15 protein-coding genes are annotated in these 19,600 nt (G+C 29.2%); 4 read left to right on the top strand and 11 right to left on the bottom strand.

Features of this window, described 5'->3' with window-relative positions; translation table 11 throughout:
• Window positions 1–47: 47 nt before the first annotated feature.
• Together D2A34_RS08915 and D2A34_RS08910 are read right to left on the bottom strand one after the other, a co-directional pair.
• The gene (locus D2A34_RS08915) at window positions 48–1,346 is read right to left on the bottom strand and encodes a PQQ-dependent sugar dehydrogenase family protein (protein WP_119366375.1); all 1,299 of its coding nucleotides are present in this window, start codon (window positions 1,344–1,346) and stop codon (window positions 48–50) included.
• A 722-nt stretch (window positions 1,347–2,068) separates the two neighbouring features.
• Window positions 2,069–2,899 (bottom strand): methyl-accepting chemotaxis protein, encoded by an 831-nt coding sequence (locus D2A34_RS08910; protein WP_119366374.1) that lies wholly within the window; start codon window positions 2,897–2,899, stop codon window positions 2,069–2,071.
• Between the two features lie 172 nt (window positions 2,900–3,071).
• Here D2A34_RS08910 and spoVB point away from each other — a divergent pair, with 172 nt between their 5' ends.
• Window positions 3,072–4,571: a stage V sporulation protein B gene (gene spoVB / locus D2A34_RS08905; protein WP_119366373.1), complete on the top strand. Its 1,500-nt coding sequence runs from the start codon at window positions 3,072–3,074 to the stop codon at window positions 4,569–4,571.
• Between the two features lie 99 nt (window positions 4,572–4,670).
• Here the strand turns inward: spoVB and D2A34_RS08900 are convergent, their stop codons facing one another.
• From D2A34_RS08900 to D2A34_RS08885, 4 genes are all read right to left on the bottom strand, one after another.
• Complete coding sequence (locus D2A34_RS08900) at window positions 4,671–6,281, bottom strand: putative polysaccharide biosynthesis protein (protein WP_119366372.1); 1,611 nt, start codon at window positions 6,279–6,281, stop codon at window positions 4,671–4,673.
• Between the two features lie 9 nt (window positions 6,282–6,290).
• Window positions 6,291–7,265 carry a pseudouridine synthase gene (locus D2A34_RS08895; RefSeq protein ID WP_079441483.1) on the bottom strand — a complete coding sequence of 325 codons (975 nt, stop codon included), beginning with the start codon at window positions 7,263–7,265 and terminating at the stop codon, window positions 6,291–6,293.
• Window positions 7,266–7,356: 91 nt separating this feature from the next.
• The gene (locus tag D2A34_RS08890) at window positions 7,357–8,538 is read right to left on the bottom strand and encodes a M20 metallopeptidase family protein (RefSeq protein WP_119366371.1); all 1,182 of its coding nucleotides are present in this window, start codon (window positions 8,536–8,538) and stop codon (window positions 7,357–7,359) included.
• A 61-nt stretch (window positions 8,539–8,599) separates the two neighbouring features.
• Complete coding sequence (locus tag D2A34_RS08885) at window positions 8,600–10,708, bottom strand: cell division protein FtsA (protein WP_119366370.1); 2,109 nt, start codon at window positions 10,706–10,708, stop codon at window positions 8,600–8,602.
• Window positions 10,709–11,099: 391 nt separating this feature from the next.
• On the opposite strand from D2A34_RS08885, the gene D2A34_RS08880 reads away from it, so the two are divergent.
• Entirely contained in the window at window positions 11,100–11,729 is a 630-nt protein-coding gene (locus D2A34_RS08880) for a hypothetical protein (RefSeq protein ID WP_079441480.1), read from the top strand.
• Between the two features lie 329 nt (window positions 11,730–12,058).
• Here D2A34_RS08880 and D2A34_RS08875 read toward each other — a convergent pair whose 3' ends face one another.
• The 3 genes from D2A34_RS08875 to D2A34_RS08865 all read right to left on the bottom strand — a co-directional run bounded on the left by D2A34_RS08875 (window position 12,059) and on the right by D2A34_RS08865 (window position 16,057).
• A complete protein-coding gene (locus tag D2A34_RS08875) occupies window positions 12,059–12,730 on the bottom strand; it encodes a PilZ domain-containing protein (protein ID WP_079440584.1) in 672 nt (223 codons plus the stop codon).
• 199 nt (window positions 12,731–12,929) lie between these two features.
• A complete protein-coding gene (locus tag D2A34_RS08870) occupies window positions 12,930–13,769 on the bottom strand; it encodes a L,D-transpeptidase family protein (protein WP_079440583.1) in 840 nt (279 codons plus the stop codon).
• A 281-nt stretch (window positions 13,770–14,050) separates the two neighbouring features.
• On the bottom strand, window positions 14,051–16,057 hold the full coding sequence (locus tag D2A34_RS08865) for an ATP-dependent helicase (protein WP_119366369.1): 2,007 nt from the start codon (window positions 16,055–16,057) through the stop codon (window positions 14,051–14,053).
• Window positions 16,058–16,361: 304 nt separating this feature from the next.
• On the opposite strand from D2A34_RS08865, the gene D2A34_RS08860 reads away from it, so the two are divergent.
• A complete protein-coding gene (locus D2A34_RS08860; RefSeq protein ID WP_079440579.1) occupies window positions 16,362–17,846 on the top strand; it encodes a nicotinate phosphoribosyltransferase in 1,485 nt (494 codons plus the stop codon).
• 120 nt (window positions 17,847–17,966) lie between these two features.
• Here the strand turns inward: D2A34_RS08860 and D2A34_RS08855 are convergent, their stop codons facing one another.
• Both D2A34_RS08855 and D2A34_RS08850 read right to left on the bottom strand, forming a co-directional pair.
• Entirely contained in the window at window positions 17,967–18,194 is a 228-nt protein-coding gene (locus D2A34_RS08855; RefSeq protein ID WP_119366368.1) for a hypothetical protein, read from the bottom strand.
• Window positions 18,195–18,379: 185 nt separating this feature from the next.
• Entirely contained in the window at window positions 18,380–18,700 is a 321-nt protein-coding gene (locus tag D2A34_RS08850) for a hypothetical protein (RefSeq protein ID WP_079440577.1), read from the bottom strand.
• 411 nt (window positions 18,701–19,111) lie between these two features.
• Between D2A34_RS08850 and perR the strand changes: the two genes are divergently transcribed.
• On the top strand, window positions 19,112–19,519 hold the full coding sequence (gene perR / locus D2A34_RS08845; protein WP_079440576.1) for a transcriptional regulator PerR: 408 nt from the start codon (window positions 19,112–19,114) through the stop codon (window positions 19,517–19,519).
• Window positions 19,520–19,600 lie beyond the last annotated feature (81 nt).

Genomic DNA, 19,600 nt, shown 5'->3' with positions numbered 1-19,600 from the left:
CTAAAACTGCCTTAAAAGATAAATTCTCTTAAGGCAGTTTGTTATTTCTATTTATTTTTTTTAGAGTGAAATTTATAAATAACTATGCAAGTTAGTGTGAAAAGAAATCCACAAATGAATATCCAAACTGAATTTGGCAAGTTAAATTTCAAATCCAAATCTTCTGATTGTAACTTGTATATACAACCTATACCACTATCTAATATATAGATATATCCTTCTGAATATTTTATCCCTTTTATCTGACTTGTATCTTTTAGTTTTAATAAATCAGATACAACATTATCGGTGCTTATTTCTGATATAACATTCCCTTTTTTATCAAAATATACTTTTGTATTCTTTCCTAAAATATTCCCCTCTTTATCTATAGCCAGATATTTTATTATTCCTGCATCAGAGTATTGGTGAATAGGCGCCGCAACAGTTTTATTAGGAGGGTTATATATTATATTAGATACTATCCTATCCCCTTTAAATCTTGGAGAAGTTATAGGATCTCCTCCACTAAAATCTGGCCATCCATACCATTTTCCTTTATCTATTTCATATAGATAATCAAAATCTCTATTTATAGGTCTTTCCCCAATATTCTCCATCCCGCCAACAATTCCAATTAATGATCCTTCACTGTCTAAATCCCACCCAGTAATATTCCTTATTCCTGTTGCATACAATGTTCTCTTATTAGTATTTAAGTTTATTTCGATAATGCATGAATTACCTAAGTCCTGAGCTTTTATCCTTTGTCCCTCCTGACTTGAGTTTCCGTATGGCATAAACGCTCCTGTTTTCTTATCTCCATAATTAAATCCATTTAAAGTTATATCTATAGAGCTTTTATCGTATGGAATTTTATTTATTGGGTAAGATCCATCGTCAGAAGCTATACCAGAATTTGTAGCACTTCCAATTGCTAATAGAAGCTTTGAATCTTTAATAATTAAATTTCTATCTAAATATTTACCTTCAGCTGGTATTTTATCTAAAATCTGTTTTAACTCTTTATTAGCTAGGTCATATCCATATAAGGTTGATTTAGAAATAAAGTACAATTTATTATTATAATAAACTATATTTTCTATTTTTAATGACTTATCTTGCAGTAAAGTTTCTTCTCTTCCATCTTCCTTTATAACCTTAATATAATTATCATAGGCCAAATACGTATCCTTATTCTCTGCTCTATCAAAGGCTACAGCATTTTTACAATTTTTATAAGCAACACTCCAACTAATATTATTTTTTAATGTATTCATTCTATATTGATTAGAAAATTTATATACGCCAAATGCTACTACAACTATTATAACTGAAACAATTAAAAACTTTAGGAATCTTCTCACTTCACTCTCCCCTTACTGCTCTAATGTAATATTAAATATATTTTCTCACTAAGACTTATGTATCAAAATATAATATTCATATTTAATTTATATTGTAAAGTTACTAAAATAAGACCTCTATTTTAAAATCTTATTTATTTATATAGATAGACAAAATACAACTTAGATTTATGCAATAAACCACCGAAAGAAAAGGTGCTCTGTTACTCGGTTTCTAGAGAATTTGTCTGTGGATTTCTAACAGCAGAAGTTGTACCCAGTTATGCATGCTCCTTTGGCAAGCAAATGACAAGCACAACTGGAACAACTTCTACTGAAGAAATCCTACAGACAAATTCTCAATGAAACACTGCGTAAAAGAGCACCTTTTCTTTCTGGTATAGTATATATTTCAAAGCATAAGTTAAACTCTTAATTGGTTTATCTATATATGGATAGACATAACATAATTAGACTTATGTGGTAAATCATTAAAATCATAAATATAATATTAAATTTATCTACATACATACAGAGAATTAGGCTATGCTTAAAAATCAGTGATGTGAAATTGTATTAAAAATAAACTAATAAAAGCACTAAATGCAACGTTGGCTTATTTCAACTTGTACAGTTAAAATGGTTCCAACTTCACATTTAATGCTTTTAAAAAATTTTAATAATTCTATCAAAAAAGGATTTAAATAAATTCATGTTTTTTAATTAGGTATGTATGAGTTCAATTATAATTGGTTAGCCAAATCTTCTAATTTTTTAGCTGTAACATTTAATTCTGAAATAGATGCTGCAATTTCTTCTAATGCCGCTGATTGGTTTTGAGAAACATCATTGGACTTAGTTAAATTGTTATTTATGCTGTTTATTGATGATGAAATATGTTTTATAACTGAATCAATCTTTTTAATGGATTCATTAGAAGAATTTGATAATTTTCTGATCTCTTGCGCAACAACACTAAATCCTTTTCCTGATTCACCAGCTCTTGCTGCTTCAATTGCTGCATTTAATCCAAGAAGATTTGTTTGTGATGAAATTCCTTGAATAAATGTTAGTATATCATCAGTATTTTTTGCTCTTTCATTAGCCTCTTTTGTTTCCACTAATAATTGCTCATTCATGGTGGCTAATTCTTGTACCCCCTTAGATATCTCATTAATCCCTATTGAAATCTGTGAAAGAGACTCTGTTAAATTTTTTGTAATACTGGTTACTGAATTTTTCTTAGCTAAACTCTTTGCCGCAACAAATACACCAATTACATCTCTTCCTTCCTTTATTGGAAATGCAAACGACTTGAATTCAGTTCCATAAATATTTTCTGGCACAATTTTTATTATATTATTTCCTGTTCTAAGTGCCTCAACTACAGCACCGCCATCAGGTATTGGATCTCCTTCCTTTGCATTCAAAACTAGATCTTTACAATACTTAGTATACAGATATTTTTTAGTATCTGCTAACGCCACAGATACCTCTCCATCAAGTAGTATTTCTATAAATGGAATTGTGTTATAAAAGAAATTTATCTCTTCTTTTTCTGAAATTTTATTCATTATCTTCACCCCTAAATATTCCTGTTTGTATAATTATATCCTTTTTCCAACTTCTTTTAAAGCAGTTGTCATATTTTATAGAATTTTCTTAATGATTAGTATTTTTATAAATTCATATTTATAGTTTATTTTGAATATGAATTTATAGTGGTTTATAAGGAGTGAGTTAACATTGGATAAAGATAATTTTTTCAAAAATTCCTTTTTACTGGTATCATCAAATGTGACTACTGGTATACTTGGATTTATATTCTCGATATATCTCTCTAAGATCTTAGGTCCCGAGGGAATGGGACTTTATAATTTGGTTATGCCGATTTACAATTTATTTATATGTCTTATGACAGCTGGAATAGTCGCTTCCATTTCAAAAATAACAGCTGTTTATGCTCAAAAAGGTGAACACAATAATATAGTTAAAACTATTAGGGCTGTTTCCCTATTTAATATATCATGGGCATTCCTAATAGGGCTTATTGTATTCTTTTGCGCCCCATTAATAGGAAAATATGGTGTTAATGATATTCGGACAATAAATGCTATAAAGGTTATTTGTCCAGCTATGGTGTGTATCGCAATTTCTAATATCCTTAAAGGATATTTTTACGGAACTTCAAAAATAGCAATACCTGCTATAATTGATATTTGTGAAAAAGCTATGAGAATTTTAACCGTGAGCTTACTTATCTTTCTAACTAATGCTCATACTTTAGAAGGAATGGTAACTATGGCTACAGTTGCATTGTGTATAGGTGAATTTCAGAGTTTGCTTTTTCTCTATATTTATTATAAATACTCTATAAATAGAATGCCAATTTCTCACGAAGTGCCTGAGAGCAGGTTTCAGCTACTTTTCGATGTAGTAATAATATCTATTCCACTTTTATTAAATGGCTTTTTAACAAATATTCTTGGAACACTTGCCACATTAATTGTTCCAAGGCGCTTACTAGTTGCAGGCTTTACCTATCCAGATGCATTAAGCATGATAGGCAAGTATACAGGTATGGCCCTTAGTATAATAACAATTCCTCTAATTGTGGTTTCCACAATTAATACACTGTTAATTCCAGATTTATCTCAATCCTTAGCCTTGGGGAAGCAATATGAGGTATCGGTTAGAATAAAAAAGATACTTAAAATTGCATTTTTGCTTGGCATTGCAACAACAATAATATGCAATATAATTCCTAACTCTTTAGGTGAAATGTTCTACGGTAGAAATGATTTAGGTCAGTATATTAGATTTGCCTCGCTTACTGCACCAATATTTTTTCCTGCTGTAACAATGTTCGGAGTTTTAAACGGGCTTAATAGACAAAGCATTATTCTTAGAAATTCGCTAATTGAAGCTATAATCGAGCTAATATGTTTATACATATTTACTGCAGTTCATTCCATTAATATATTTGGATATAGCCTAACTATGCTTATAGCATGTACAATTGGTTTTATACTTAATATGTATGAAGTAAATAAACATATTGATCTTGGTTTAAACAAATCAAATATAATTATATATGCTTTACTCGGCTTTTTAACATTTTTAGTTGTTAATACATTTTCAAAGCATATGCATACTAATTCTCTAATTATTAATAACTTCGTTATAATGGGACTCGTGTTCTCAATATTTGCATATCTCGGAACTTTTGGAGAAAATGAAACCTAAATAATAATAATCAAAAAAATTGGATACATGTCTATCGTATAGATATGTACCCAATTTATATTTGTACGTTATTATAATTTTTTCATACCACCATGGATATCACTTTAAGTTTTTCCTTATAAAACGAGGTAAATAATTAAATATTCTAGATGATATGCTATCTATATCACTTTTTTTAATTCCACCTAATAGAACTAGCAAGTATAGGTATACAAAACCGCCTATTGAAATAAGTATAAGCGTTATTATTCCCTTTAACAGCGTATTTCCATTTGCGATTTCTATAAGCAGTACTGCTGGTGTTTTTATAGCTAATATTACTACTGCCATAACTGCTGATGCTATGAGTGGTTTTATTGCATTTCTTAATATCGATATTCTCACTCTTAATGCTCTTTTTAGTGCTCTTTGGTTCAAGAGCATTGGTATTACAAACCACAAAAAATTTCCAGCTACTACACCTAAAATATTAATCTCTGGCATTCCAACTAATATGTAATTAGCTATTATCTTTGCAATAATCCCTATACTAAAGGTACCAAGTACAAAATATAATTTATTCATACTTTGGAGTATAACTGTTTGTATTTGTACCACAGACATTAGAATTAATACAACTGAACCCATTACCATTAATTCAAACCCTTGATCTGTCCCGTATAAAAGTTCAAAAACTTCTTTTCCCAAACACGAAAGACCTACTGCCGCTGGGACAGTTATTATTAGTGTTATTCTAAAAGCAAAAGTTGTTTTTCTTCTTATTTCCTTTTTATCTTTTAAAGCCATAGCTGCTGCCACTGCTGGTAAAACGGTTGTCCCAAGAGCTGTTACAATAATAAGTGGTACAGATAGTAAAGTTTTATATCTTCCAAGAACTCCGTATAATATATGAGCTTCTTCTGAATTAAATCCTGCAAATGCTAATCTACTATTTACATTCACCATATCAACTAAACTTCCAAAGTTTTGCAATCCTGAACTTAAAGTTATTGGCAATCCATATTTAATTAATTTTCTAATTATATGTTTGGTTCTTACTCTTTTACCATTTTGTTGAGCTACTATAGAATCTTCCTCAAATTTATTTTGCCCATAAATATAAACCATATATAAACATGCAACCAGAGCACCTACTGAAGTTCCTATAGTACCTCCGGCACTACCGTATTCAACACTTATGTGTACTAAAAAGTATGCACAAGCTAAGCTGATTACAATATTTATAACTTGCTCCAATACTTGAGAGACAGCAATAGCTGTCATGCTATTTCTACCTTGAAAATACCCTCTGTAAGACGATAACAATGATGTTACAAAAATACTTGGAGCAAGCATTAGTATCCCAGACGTTGCTGATGGATTTCCTATTAAATTCCCGATAGGAGCTGCAAACAGCATTAAAAAAATTGTTAATATTGCACCAATTACAGCTAGAAGAGTTCTTGATATTTTAAGTGCTCTTATAGCATCATTGGGTTTTTCTAAGGCTGTAAGTTCAGCAACTACTTTAGCTATGGCTGGCTGAGTACCTAAATTGGTAACTGCATATACAAATAAAAATACTTCATAACAATTTGTATATATTCCATACCCTTCAAGACCGATTATTCTTTGAAGGATTGGTATGTAAAATACTGATATTACTTTGGTTAAAAGCCCTGCTATTGAAAGAATTAAAAAGCCTCTACTACCGGCTGATTTCTCTTCCATAATTACCCCCTATCTAAGTGAAAACTTAAACACATCTTGCTTTATTTTTTTTAACATTGGAGGTAGTGCAACTGCAATAGTCTTATTTTTTAAATACTCAAGCTTACCATTTATTTTTCTAAAATTTAATTTATAAGCATATAAATATTGATAATTTAGACCATACTTATTTTCAAAAAATGAATTTAATCTCTTATCTCCATATTTATTATCTCCAATTATAGGATTTCCTAAATGCGCTAAATGCGCTCTAATTTGATGGCTTCTTCCAGTAATTAAGTTAATGTCTATAAGTGAATAAGCACCATTTGTTTCCACTGTACTTATCTCCATTGATATCTTTTTAGAATTCTTAACTTCAGTATCATAAATCTTCGATACATTTGTTTCAGGATTCTTTAGTATGTACGCTTCATAAAGCCCATCTCTTATTTTTCCTTTTGCTAAAGTATAATAATATTTTTTTATTTCATCTTCCCTTATAGCTTCATTTATGCATTTCAATCCATCAAATGATTTTCCAAATACAACTATACCAGCTGTATTTCTGTCTAACCTATTACACGCTGCTGGGGTAAACGTCAATTCATTTTCTGGCACATAAGCTCCTTTATCGTTTAAGTATGAAAGTACATAATCAGTAAGGGTTGGCTCAGTGCTATCCTTAGTGTCTGAATGAACCAATACATCTGGCCATTTTTCAAGTACTAACATATTGTCATCTTCATATGCAATTTTAATTCCTTTTGCATTAACTTTAATAAACTTTTCGGTTTTATCTTCCTTTTTACTTTGTATGTATCTAATCTCTACTACATCGCCTACTTGTAAGAAATACTTTTCGTTTTGCTTTGCATCATTAACTCTTATATCTTTTTTTCTAAGTGCCTTAAAAATAGCACTCAATGGTACATCTTTTAATAACTTTCTTAAAAATTTATCTAATCTTTGACCTGCTTCATTTGGACCTATTTCTATCTTCAAATACAATCACTCCTAATTTTATTACCCTTAGCATTATGTAGTTTTTTTAGGATATTGTCAATTTAAATTATAACAACATCCTAAAATACGACTACTTTGTTAAATAATTAAATGCTGCCAACGCCTGAATAGAAACTCCAATTGAAAGACAATCTTCATCAATATCAAACAAATTGCTGTGTGCTGGCTCTGTAGTTTTCTTTTCTTTATTCCCAGAACCTAAGAAATAAAACGCACTTGGCCTTTCATTAGCAAAATAAGCAAAACTTTCAACTCCCATTTTAGGAGCCTTTTGTTCTAAGACATTTTCTTTACCTATAATTTCGCTTGCACTGTCATTAATTATATCTACAAATTCATCACTATTATAAAGACAAGGATAACTTTCTTCTATTTTAATTTCAGCTTTAGCCCTTGACATCGCTGCAATTCCATTTACGATTTCACTCAACCTTTGAGTAGCAAATGCCCTATCCTCCTTAGTCATTGTTCTAATCATTCCACTTAAAGTCGCTTCTCCTGGAATAATATTTTGAGCTGTTCCTGCATGCAGTGTCCCAACTGTTATAACTATTGGATTTACAGGAGCTATTTCTCTACTTACTATTGTTTGAAGCGCTACTACAATATGACTTGCAATAACTATAGGGTCAACAGTTGTATGGGGTGATGCACCATGGCCTCCTTGACCTGTTATTTTTATGCTAAATGGATTTGAAGCTGCATTAACAACACCTTTTTTTATCTTAATATTCCCACATTCTGTTTCTTCATCTACATGAAGTCCTAAAATGCAATCAACCCTAGGATTTTCTAGAATCCCTTCATTTATCATGGGAGTAGCTCCACCTGTAGTTTCCTCTGCTGGTTCAAACAATAACTTTACTGTCCCAGAAAATTTATCTCTATTATCGTTTAATAACTTTCCTGCTCCCATAAGTATTGTTGTATGTGCATCATGACCACATGCATGCATCCTACCATCTATTTTAGATTTAAACTCACAAGCTTTCATATCTTTAATAGGAAGCCCATCTATATCTCCTCTTAAAGCTATAGTTTTATTATTACCTTCTTTTGTTCCTTTTATTATCCCACATACTCCTGTTTTTGCCACTTCAATATATGGAATATTATTAGATGTCAAGAAATCTTTAATGACCTTAGATGTTCTTACTTCCTCGAAGCCAAGTTCAGGATGTTCATGTAGATCTCTCCTTATTTGAATAAGTTCCTCTTTTATTAGATCAGCCTCTTTTTTAAAATCTATCACTCTATTGGTTCCTCCAATTTTAATTAATTTATATTAAACTACTAAAATTAATTGCAATGATTTAATTATCACTCCAAAAAATTTTGATTATATCTCCATCATTTATTTTAGCTGTATATGCAGCTTTCTCTCCATTTAAAATTAAGTTTATTATACCTTTCGGAACAGTTAAATCAAAATCAATATAATCAAATATATCAACAATAATGTATTCAGATTTTCCTTTTAATAATATATTGTTTTCATTTATATTTACCGTTATGCTATTAACATACTCTTTAGCTATTGCAACTTCATTTTGTTTGTTCTCTTCAAAATTTTCCGGTTCTTCTACATTGATTGCTACCATATTTTGATCATTATTAGTTTGATATATATCATTTAAGTAATCTTTTTCTTCTGTTATGTCCTTAGAAACTTTAATTGATTCTGTGGAACCAACTTTTTTTATAATGCGATCACCTTCTGAGAGTTTATAATTATCTTCTAGAATACTATTATTCATATACAAATCAACATCTTCTTCTAAAACATATTTTTTAAAATCACTTATCTTAGATGGCAAAAATACATTTACTTCATCACCGTTACTAATTTTATAATTTAGACTCTCTATTTTTTCATTAACAATAATTATAGGTTCTATATTCTTAATTTCTTCATTTAGATAGATAGAAATTGAGTATATATTTCTAATATGTTCAGATAGTTTCGGTGCTGCATCTTTACCATTTTGCGCATATTCTAGGACTATATTATCATTTGCTTTTACTTCAGTTTCAAGTGTAGCCTCTTCTCCATTAATTGTAATCTTTGCATTTGTTCCATATTCTCCAAAGACTATCCTTTTACACCCATTATAATTGAATCTAATGCTCTTTCCATTCTTACTTATAAGTAATGATGGATTTATCCCTGCTTGAAGCAATACATCCATTATAGTATGTTTATGCGAATTGAACAAACTAATAGGATCATTGTTTAAAATTACATCAATAAAATCATTTCCTAAACTTCTTAATGCCGATAGAGCTATTCCCAGAACCGTAACCCCTGCTGAACCCAACTTGTTATCTGAAATACATTCTATTACTGCCTGCCTATCTTTAATTGCGATCCTCTGAGGCGGTAAATTTAATTTCTCTGATATTGCCTCTAAAATACCTGGCGTATGAGCACCACCGCCAACTAAGAATACAGCACTAGGAGCTTTCCCTCCATTTAATTCTAATATCTTTTTAGATATCTCTTCAGCAGTTTTAGTAACAATTGAGTTAATTAATTTAAACACATTTTCTGATAGCAATGTGTTTTCCATCCCTAAAACATCTATATATGTTACTTCCTTTTCTTCTACTATGGATCGCTTTATATTTTCAGCAGTATTAAAATCAACTAAATATTCCTGAACAATCGTTTCTGTAATTTCATCTCCTGCCATCGGAACCATTCCATATGCTGATATACTTTCTTTGGAACTTATAGCTATATCCGATGTTCCTGCTCCAATATCTACCAATGCAATATTTAATAATCTCAGATTTTTAGGTATGGCTGCCTCCATTGCTGCTATTGGTTCCAATGTTAAATTTACAACTTTTAAGTTAACTCTATTCATTACTGCATAGAGAGAATCAATTACAGACCTTGGTAAAAACGTAGCAATAACTTCTGCTCCGATATTCTCTCCTTTATGACCTATTAGATTTGAGATTAGGAACCCATTTAAATAATAATTTTTAACTGAATAACCAACACAATATAGTTTACCTTCAGTCGTTGCTGATATTTCATCTTCAGCCTTTTTAACAGCACTTAATTCAAGGCTTCTTACTATTTCCTTGTTAACTTCTTCATCTTCATTAAGTTCAATATCAGCTTTTACATCAATCGTTCTTAGAAATCTCCCTGCCGCTGCAATGGATACTTCACTTAATTGAATTTGAAGCTCTTCTTCAAGATGATTTTTAACTTTTTGAACAACAGATGCAACTAATGTTATATCATGGATCTGACCATCAATCATTGCTCTTTCTTCATGTTCTATGTACTTTTCACATACTACTTGAAACTTTTTGTCTTTTATAACCCCTACTGTTCCTATAATTGATCTTGTTCCAATATCTAATGCAAAAATAATATCCTTTTGATTAAATCTCTTTAATTCCATATAAACACAACCTTTATTGCTTTATTTATCGGACGTTTAGCTGTTCAAACATCTCATCTCTAGATTCAAACTAAAAACGCCATCTCTTTAGATTGGATAACTCTTTAAGACATCAGTCCAACTAAATTTAAATTGGTGGATTAAATCCACCCCAAAAATTTTACTTAAATATCTTTCTTTTACCTAAATATACTATAAATTATATATTATAAGCTAATTTCACACAATGATTTAAAACATTTGTTTAGACATTTTGTGTCAATTCAGCTTGTTTACTTATCATCTTTACTCTGGTAAAATGATATCGATATACTATGTAAAATTTAACTACTATATGTTTTATAAGAAATAATGTAAAATTAGTCAAAGTTAAAACTAAGAGGTGGATAATATGCAAAATAGACCTGATGTATCTTTATTAAAAAACACATATCTTGAGACTTATAAATCAATAAAATCGTGTTTAATGCATCATAATTTTAGTCTTTTACTATCAAGAAACGTAGAAAGACAAGTTTTTGATATCGTGATTACAGCTCAGAAACAAAAAGTGCCAACAAAAAAATTAGAATGCAATAAAGATTTAAATAAGTTCTGCAATAATCTTATCTATGAGTATAACAAAGGGGTTTCGGTAGTGCAGCAAATGATTGAGGGAGTATTTATTTACTCACTATTAATGTTTTTTTTCTCTTTATTAGACGTTGTTGTTGGAAAAGTAGTAGCAGTAAATACAATAGTAATTTGTTCATTAATTTTTATTGGTTACTTTACAGCAAGCATGGTTTTACGCCGTAAAAAAGAGTATGATCCTAAGCTTCGTTCACTTTTAGTTTTAGTGCTTATATTCATACCTTTTATGTTGATGTCTTATTTAAAATCTCAAGTAGGAATATTAACTATGGTTATTCCATTAACATATAGCTTGCTTATTCTACTAATCACTTTCATAGTAGCCGCAATTTCATATTATATACTTATAAAAAAATATGATTTATTCCTTTTTATAAAAGGTAAATAAATACAATCATTTATACATTAAGCATTATAAAATCTGAAGCTAGAGATATTATTCCCTAGCTTATAATTTTTATTTCGGCTTTAATATCTTTCTCTTTTTTACTAAAATTTATTTAATGTTTATAATTCTGTAACACTTTTGTCATAAATAAGAGGTATAATAATATTTGTAAAGTAGTTAAAGCATTATTATTTTACCCTTATTTAGAAATACTTATAACAGTATTGAAAAAGAATGACTTATTCCCCTAAGTAAGTCATTCTTTTTCGTTTTAAAGTATTTTATTATCAATATTAAAAACATAAATATAAATAAAGCACTAAATAAAATCAATCACCTTTATTGTCCTTAATTTTTTCTGAGACAAAGTCCAAAATTAACTGTCTATGCTGTGTCTTTATATCATTATATTTAAAAGCTATTCTATTATGTCTAGAATCATTAGTGTAATCTAACCTAACTTTTTCACATAGTGCCATAATTTTTTCATTCCTCAAAGATAGAGATACAACAGCGAATTTAGTGTCTATTTCATTCTTTGGAACTATGAAATAGACTCCACCTGCACTAATATCTACCGTATATGTTTTTCTAAATGCCCTAAGATATCTTGATTCTACATTGTTTAGTTTTAGATAACTTGTTTCTGGTGGAAGTATTGAATATTCAATATCAATAACAATTGGAAGCCTTTCGAATTCCCTTCTATCAATAGCTAGAATAAACTTCGGAATAGTAATTAAAACAGCTTGTTCAAAATCACTTTGGCTAGTTCCTATTACAATAGAAGCACATTTTATAGCTTGACGTGCATGAACTAAGATCAACTTAACCTGCTGGTCTTTACTTAGCCTTACAAAATTCTCTTGTCTCACATCAATGGTAAGACCTAAACAGTTTTCAGATACCTTTTTTACTTTTCCTTCAAACAAAGTTTTATTGGGTGTAATAAATTTAATCATGTCATTTTCATTTATAATACTCACATCTATTAGCCCCATATATAACCCTCTCCTTTTTCTCAAAATATAATAAACACTCTTATATTCATTTATACTGATAGATATAAAATACGAAAATAATCCTTTTTTATATATTTTACCCATAGAAATTTATTCAACCTAATACAATAATAACATATTTTTGACATCAATTAAATTTATAATCATATATTTGTCTATTCATAAAATATTATAGATTTTATTTTATAATTTTAATTCCAGTTTGCGCTGGAATCATATCATGAATATATTTAGCATCATCTATGGAAAGTCGAACACACCCGTGGGATACCGCTTCACCTAAGCAATCATCAATAACTTCTCCTATTTCATTATATGGGACGCTATGAAATAGATAATTCCCGTTTATTTGTGTAAAATACTTTACATGTATCTCATTTATTCTTAATTCTTTCCCTTTTAAGCCACTATAAAAATTGCCTTCTATAGTTGGATTTTCTGGCGATCCTATACTACACGGAAATACTTTTATATTTACCCATGAATCTAACTCTTTATGATAAATATAAACTTCCCTTTTTGATTTACTTACAGCTATAAAGTAATTTGTATCTGAATTTATCTCTTTAGAATTCAATTGTGATTTTATCATTTCATTCACATTAATTACCTTTTCTGTTTGCTCATCATTCTTAATCTGTGATTTTATAATATTTGATTTAGGTTTAGCATCAATATTTAATAATTTTACTGCTGTCTCCTTACCCACAATACCATCCTGTTTTAAGCCATTTTTAGATTGATATTTAATTATGGCATTATAAGTTTCCGTCCCATATATACCATCCTCCTGAATATTATAGCCCTCAACAGTGTTCAGCAATCGCTGTATACTTTTTACAACGTCGCCCTGAGAACCTAGTGAAAGTATCTTACCACTATTTTGTAATGCCAATATTGTAGTAGAATTCTTTATGGTATCACTAGTGGTATTTATCGTTGCGGCATGGGCATTAGTTTTTATACTACATCCTATAATAATTTCTGCCACTGCCAAACTTAAAATTGTTTTCTTCATATTATTTATTCCCTTTTCTCTTTTGCTCTTTATTTTTCATTTTTATCTTATTTGTGAATTATAATCCTCTATATCCTTAAAATGCATAATAAGGACACACATTACTTTAATTCGTAATTCTATATAAAAATCTGACAAAAAATTTAATAATTCTGTTCAATAGATCCTTTGTCCATTATCTTGAAACTTGAACTTCTCTAGATAAATATATTTATTTAATCATAAAAACAAGACCAGGGCTTATTCTTAAACCCTGGTCTCATTGAGAAATTAGTGTACTTCTATTCAACTTTCTCTACTAAATTATTATCAATCAAAACCTTCAAAGAAAAACTTCGAAGCGTATTATCAAAGCTTATTGTTATTTTATCTTCCTTAAGTTCCTCTATCTCTCCCATTCCATAAGCCTTATGAGCTATCTTATTTCCTACTTCATAGCCATAAGTCTCCACAGGCATATCATTCAACTTCCCTTCGACTATAAACCTTGAAACTTCTTTAAATTGCCCTTTTCTGTTTCTTGGTGAAAATAAATAAAGGTTATCTATTGCCCGGGTTATTCCAACATAAAATAATCTTCGCTCTTCTTCAATGTTATCTTTTATGCTATTTGAATGAGGAATTGTTTCTTCTACGCAGTTTATAACATAGACATTTTTAAACTCCATTCCTTTTACGCCGTGAATAGTGCTTAGAATAACTCCCTCTCTTTTTGTATTCTTCTTACTTGCCTCTATACTTTCTTTTACTTCTTCTACATGTTCTAAAAACTCAAAGATAGTCTTATAACCTTCTGCTGACAATTTAAATTCTTCAATTATATCTTCTAAATCTTCAATACTTTGACTAAATTTTTGAGCATAATCTCGTAAGTGATCTATGTATCCTAAATCCATAACAATATACGCAATCGCTGAGGATAATGATATCTTGTTTAAATAGAGTATATCTTTTCTTAAATCATCAAGTTTTTTCTTCTGAAAAGGTGGTGTATCACTTTTATTTATTAATATAGTGAAGGGACTTTCTTCTTCCCTGTAATTTCTTATATATGCAGAGTTACTTTTACTTATATATCTAAATGGTCTGTTAATTATTTGCAAGAAACTGTCCCTATCAAATTCATTAATTGATAATTTTAAATAACCTATTAAGTCTTTGCATATAAAATGTTCAAAAAAATTATATTCTCTATCTAATAGTGTAAAAGGAATCTTCCTCTTTGTTAAATTTTCAACAATCGTCATTGATTCCATATTAGTTCTATATAATATAGCATTATCTTCATATGAAATACCAAGATCTTTATTATTACTTATTATCTTTTCAATACTCTCTGCCTGCATTCTCTCATTATAAGGGCTGGACCATTTTATTATTCCTTCGCTATCCCTATTCCATTTTATTTCCTTATCATTTCTCTCTTTATTAAAGCTAATTACTGACTTCGATTTATCAACTATATTCATTTTGCTCCTATAATTAATTGATAAATAATACTTTTTGCCATTCTTAAACATTTTATCGAAACTCACCATATATTCTGGCTTAGATCCTCTAAATGAATAAATGCATTGATCCTCATCTCCAACAGCAAAAAGACAATTGTCTTCGCCCCCATTAATCAGCTTTAAAAAATCAATTTGCATTTCATCGCAATCTTGAAATTCATCAACAAGCACATATTTAAATAATTTCCTATAAGATAACAACATTTTCTCATCTTTTTTTAGTAACTCTAGCACTTCTATAGCCAGATCATCAAAATCTTTTTTATTATTTTCATGTTTATAAGCTTCATATTTTTCTAAAGATTCTTCAAAAATTTCTTTTGTAAGGGAAGGTTTAAATTCCTGCAAAGAAACTCTCGATGTTTTATATAAAGATATATTATTTATTGCTTCCTTTATTTTATCTTCATTAACTTCATCAAAGTATTTACTTAAAACATTACTTACAATTTTATGTACAACAGCTCCATCTACAATATCTATACTTTTTCCGCATCTTAAAAGCATCTTATAAAATAAGCCATGAAATGTCCCAAAAAACGGAGAAACATCTGCATTGAACATCTTAGCATATCTATTCTTCATGTTTTGAGCTGCAGCTTTTGTAAATGTAATTACAATTATATTTCCATTAGGTATTTTTCTATTTTTAACTAAATGATTAACCTTATTTATTATAACGGTTGTCTTTCCAGATCCTGGAGCCGCAACTATTAAGGTATTCTTTTCCTCAGCATTTACTGCATTCATTTGAAACTTATCAAGATTGTACCCCACAATTAAAATCCCTCTTTCTTTAAAATTAGACTCGCCTTTACTTTCGTTATTTCTATAATAAGTTATACCTCTTTTAGATTCTTACCAAATTTAATACACATATTTCAATTCTGTCTCAAAATCTCGAATATTAAATTTTTATATTCAAAAAATTATAATATCACTAAAATTAAGTTAATAGCAACTATATTGTAATCAAACGGTTATAGATGTACAATAGTTTTAAGTATTTTAATTAATAATGAGATAATATACCAATTATTAAACAGAAATTATTTTATGTTTTTATTTAAAGGAGATTGTTATGGATAATAAACCCGATTTCAATGTAAAAGATGAAAGAAACTTAACAATGCTAGTTGATTTTTATGAACTAACTATGGGAAATGGCTATTTCGATAAAGGACTTAAAGATAGAATAGCTTACTTTGATATGTTTTTTAGAAGAGTTCCAGACGGTGGTGGATATTGCATAATGGCCGGCGTTGAACAATTAATTGATTACTTAAAATCTTTAAAATTCACACATGATGATATAACTTATCTAAGATCTAAACAGTTGTTTTCTGAAGAATTTCTCGAATATCTTGAAAACTTTAATTTTAGTTGCGATGTTTGGGCAGTTCCAGAAGGAAATCCTGTCTTTCCAAATGAACCACTTGTAACTGTTCGTGGTCCTGTAATTCAGGCACAATTTTTAGAGACAATGATTCTCTTAACAATAAATCATCAAACATTAATTGCAACAAAAGCTAATAGAATTTGTAGAGCTGCAGAAGGTCGTCCTGTAATGGAATTTGGCTCAAGAAGAGCTCAAGGGTATGATGGTGCTATTTATGGTGCTAGAGCTGCTATTATAGGTGGCTGTAGCTCAACTGCCTGCACTATGTCTGATAGAATGTTTAACATACCTGCTGTAGGTACAATGGCTCACAGCTGGGTTCAATTATATGATACAGAATACGATGCATTTAAAGCTTGGGCCGAAATTTATCCTGATGATTGTGTATTACTTATAGATACCTATAATGTTATAAAATCAGGTATTCCAAATTCAATAAAAGTATTCAACGAAATCTTGAAACCACTCGGCAAAAGACCTCGTGGAATCAGAATTGATTCTGGTGATATCACTTATTTGACAACAAAGTGCAGGCAAATGCTTGATGAAGCTGGTTATCCCGATTGTGGCATCGTAGTTTCCAATTCTCTTGATGAACATATTATAAAAGATGTATTAGACCAAGGCGCATGCATAAATTCATTTGGAGTTGGTGAACGTCTCATAACCGCAAAATCTGAGCCAGTTTTTGGAGGCGTATATAAATTAGTTGCTTTAGCTGGAGACAACTCAATTATTCCTAAAATAAAGATCAGCGAAAACGAAGAAAAAATCACTAATCCTGGATTTAAAAAGATCGTTAGAATATTTGACAAAAATTCTCATAAGGCTTTAGCCGATTTGATAGCTTTAAGAGATGAACATATTAATGAAAATGAACCTCTAGTAATATTTGACCCTATTCATACCTGGAAGAGAAAAAAGATCAGCAACTATTATACTAAAGACCTTCAAGTTCAAATCTTTAAATCTGGTCAGTGTATATATGAATCTCCAAGTGTTTTAGATATAAAAGAATTTTCTAAAACCGAAACTGATAAACTTTGGCCTGAAGTATTAAGATTTGAGAATCCTCATACTTACTATGTTGACTTATCGCAAAATCTATGGTCACTAAAGCACTCTTTACTTCATAAATATACTAATTCATATGAAACACAGGATTAATTTCTAGCTCAATAACTTTCTAGATATTTTTCTATAATAAGTTAAAAACTTATTTGTGCTCATATGTAAATAAGAAAGGATTAGAATATACCATCATATTCTAATCCTTTCTTATTTATTTTAATAGTTTACATTTATACTATTTTCCTCATCATATATAGCTAAATTCAAAAAGCCATAATCTTCCTTTATAATCTCTTTAAAGTTTAAACTATTTGATTCAGTACACTCGTTAAAAATACATTGTGACACATCTTTTCCTTCAAACGCCTCACTTGTTATTATAGGGCACTCCTTATAACATTCAACTCTCTCTCTCGCTGTTGACCAAAATGGACACCTACTCATAATCCCCCGCCATCCTTTTCTCATCCTCGTAATCTCAAATTAATAAATTTATGAAATCATTATATTACAAATACTACAAAAAGTAAAGTTTTACAAATATTTTTATATATTTACTCCAGAAAGTTAATACTATTAAAAAAAGAGCATCTTTTATGTTAAAGATGCTCTTTTTATAAATTTTAATATTACCATTTATTTTTATTAACAGAAATATCTATTACTTCATTTTGAAATGCTCTAAGTAATGCCTTTTCTAAAACCTTTTCCTTATCAAAGTTTTCTATGTCTTTACATACTGCAAAAACCTTGTTTTTCTCGCCATTAACATTTTTATAAGTTAATGTTACGTTAGGTTTATCATATTCTACTTCTAATATCTTTATCCCCCATGATATTTGAGCAAAATCCCCATCCACTATCAAATTTGTTAATTCTTTCAACTTAGCATTGTCTTTATTTGGATCATTAACTATTATTAATTCTTCTCCAACTTTATATTTTCCCACAACAATACGCCTCCTTATTAATTCAAATATTATTTGTATTTTTATCATAGGCTATATAATTTCAAGTCTGTAATAAAAATTAGTATCTTTTCTGTGGTTTAAATTAATTGTATACTATTATTGTTCCAAAAGAATGTTAATAAATTAACATTCTTTTTCTTACTTTTATTTTAACAGACTTTTCCTAACTATACAATAAATTTTTATCATTTTTCATTTAATCTGTGTAATATTTAAGTTAAAATAATGTAAACTGATCATTAAAATCATTTTTATATATTATAGCTTAATAACACTCATTTATTTATAAATAATAATTGTTTCTAAATAACATTAATCAATATCGTTGACTATTTATTTATCTTCATGTTATAATTTCAACATAATCTTAATAAAAGTGAGGTATTAAAGATGGATTATATAGCTTCAATTTTTAAAGAAAAAAAGCTAAAGTTAACTCCTCAAAGACTTGCAGTATATAACTATTTAATTGGTACAACTACTCATCCTTCGGCTGATGTTATTTATACAGATATACATGTCCAATACCCAACTATGAGTTTAGCGACAGTTTATAAAGCCTTAAAAACATTAGTTGATGTTGGATTAATTCAAGAAATAAATGTTGGTGAAGGTAACTTTAGATATGATGGAAATTCTTCTCCCCATCCACATTTACAATGTTTAGGCTGTGGTAGGGTTGATGATTTTAAAGACTTATCTCTTGATAATCTTAACTCTTTAGCGGAAGAGCATACTGACTATAAAATTGTTTCCAATAAAGTTTATTTTTATGGGTATTGCAATAACTGTAAGTAATTTCTATTCTCGACTATAACGTTAAATAAAAGTATACTAAATGAAGTATACTTTTATTTAACGTTATAGTCTTTTTTTCTC

Origin of the sequence: Clostridium chromiireducens (assembly GCF_003575225.1) — a bacterium.
GTDB classification, from domain to species: Bacteria; Bacillota; Clostridia; order Clostridiales; family Clostridiaceae; genus Clostridium; species Clostridium chromiireducens.
Note: the sequence above shows the minus strand (reverse complement) of the source record. Positions and strands in the feature narration are given on the sequence as shown.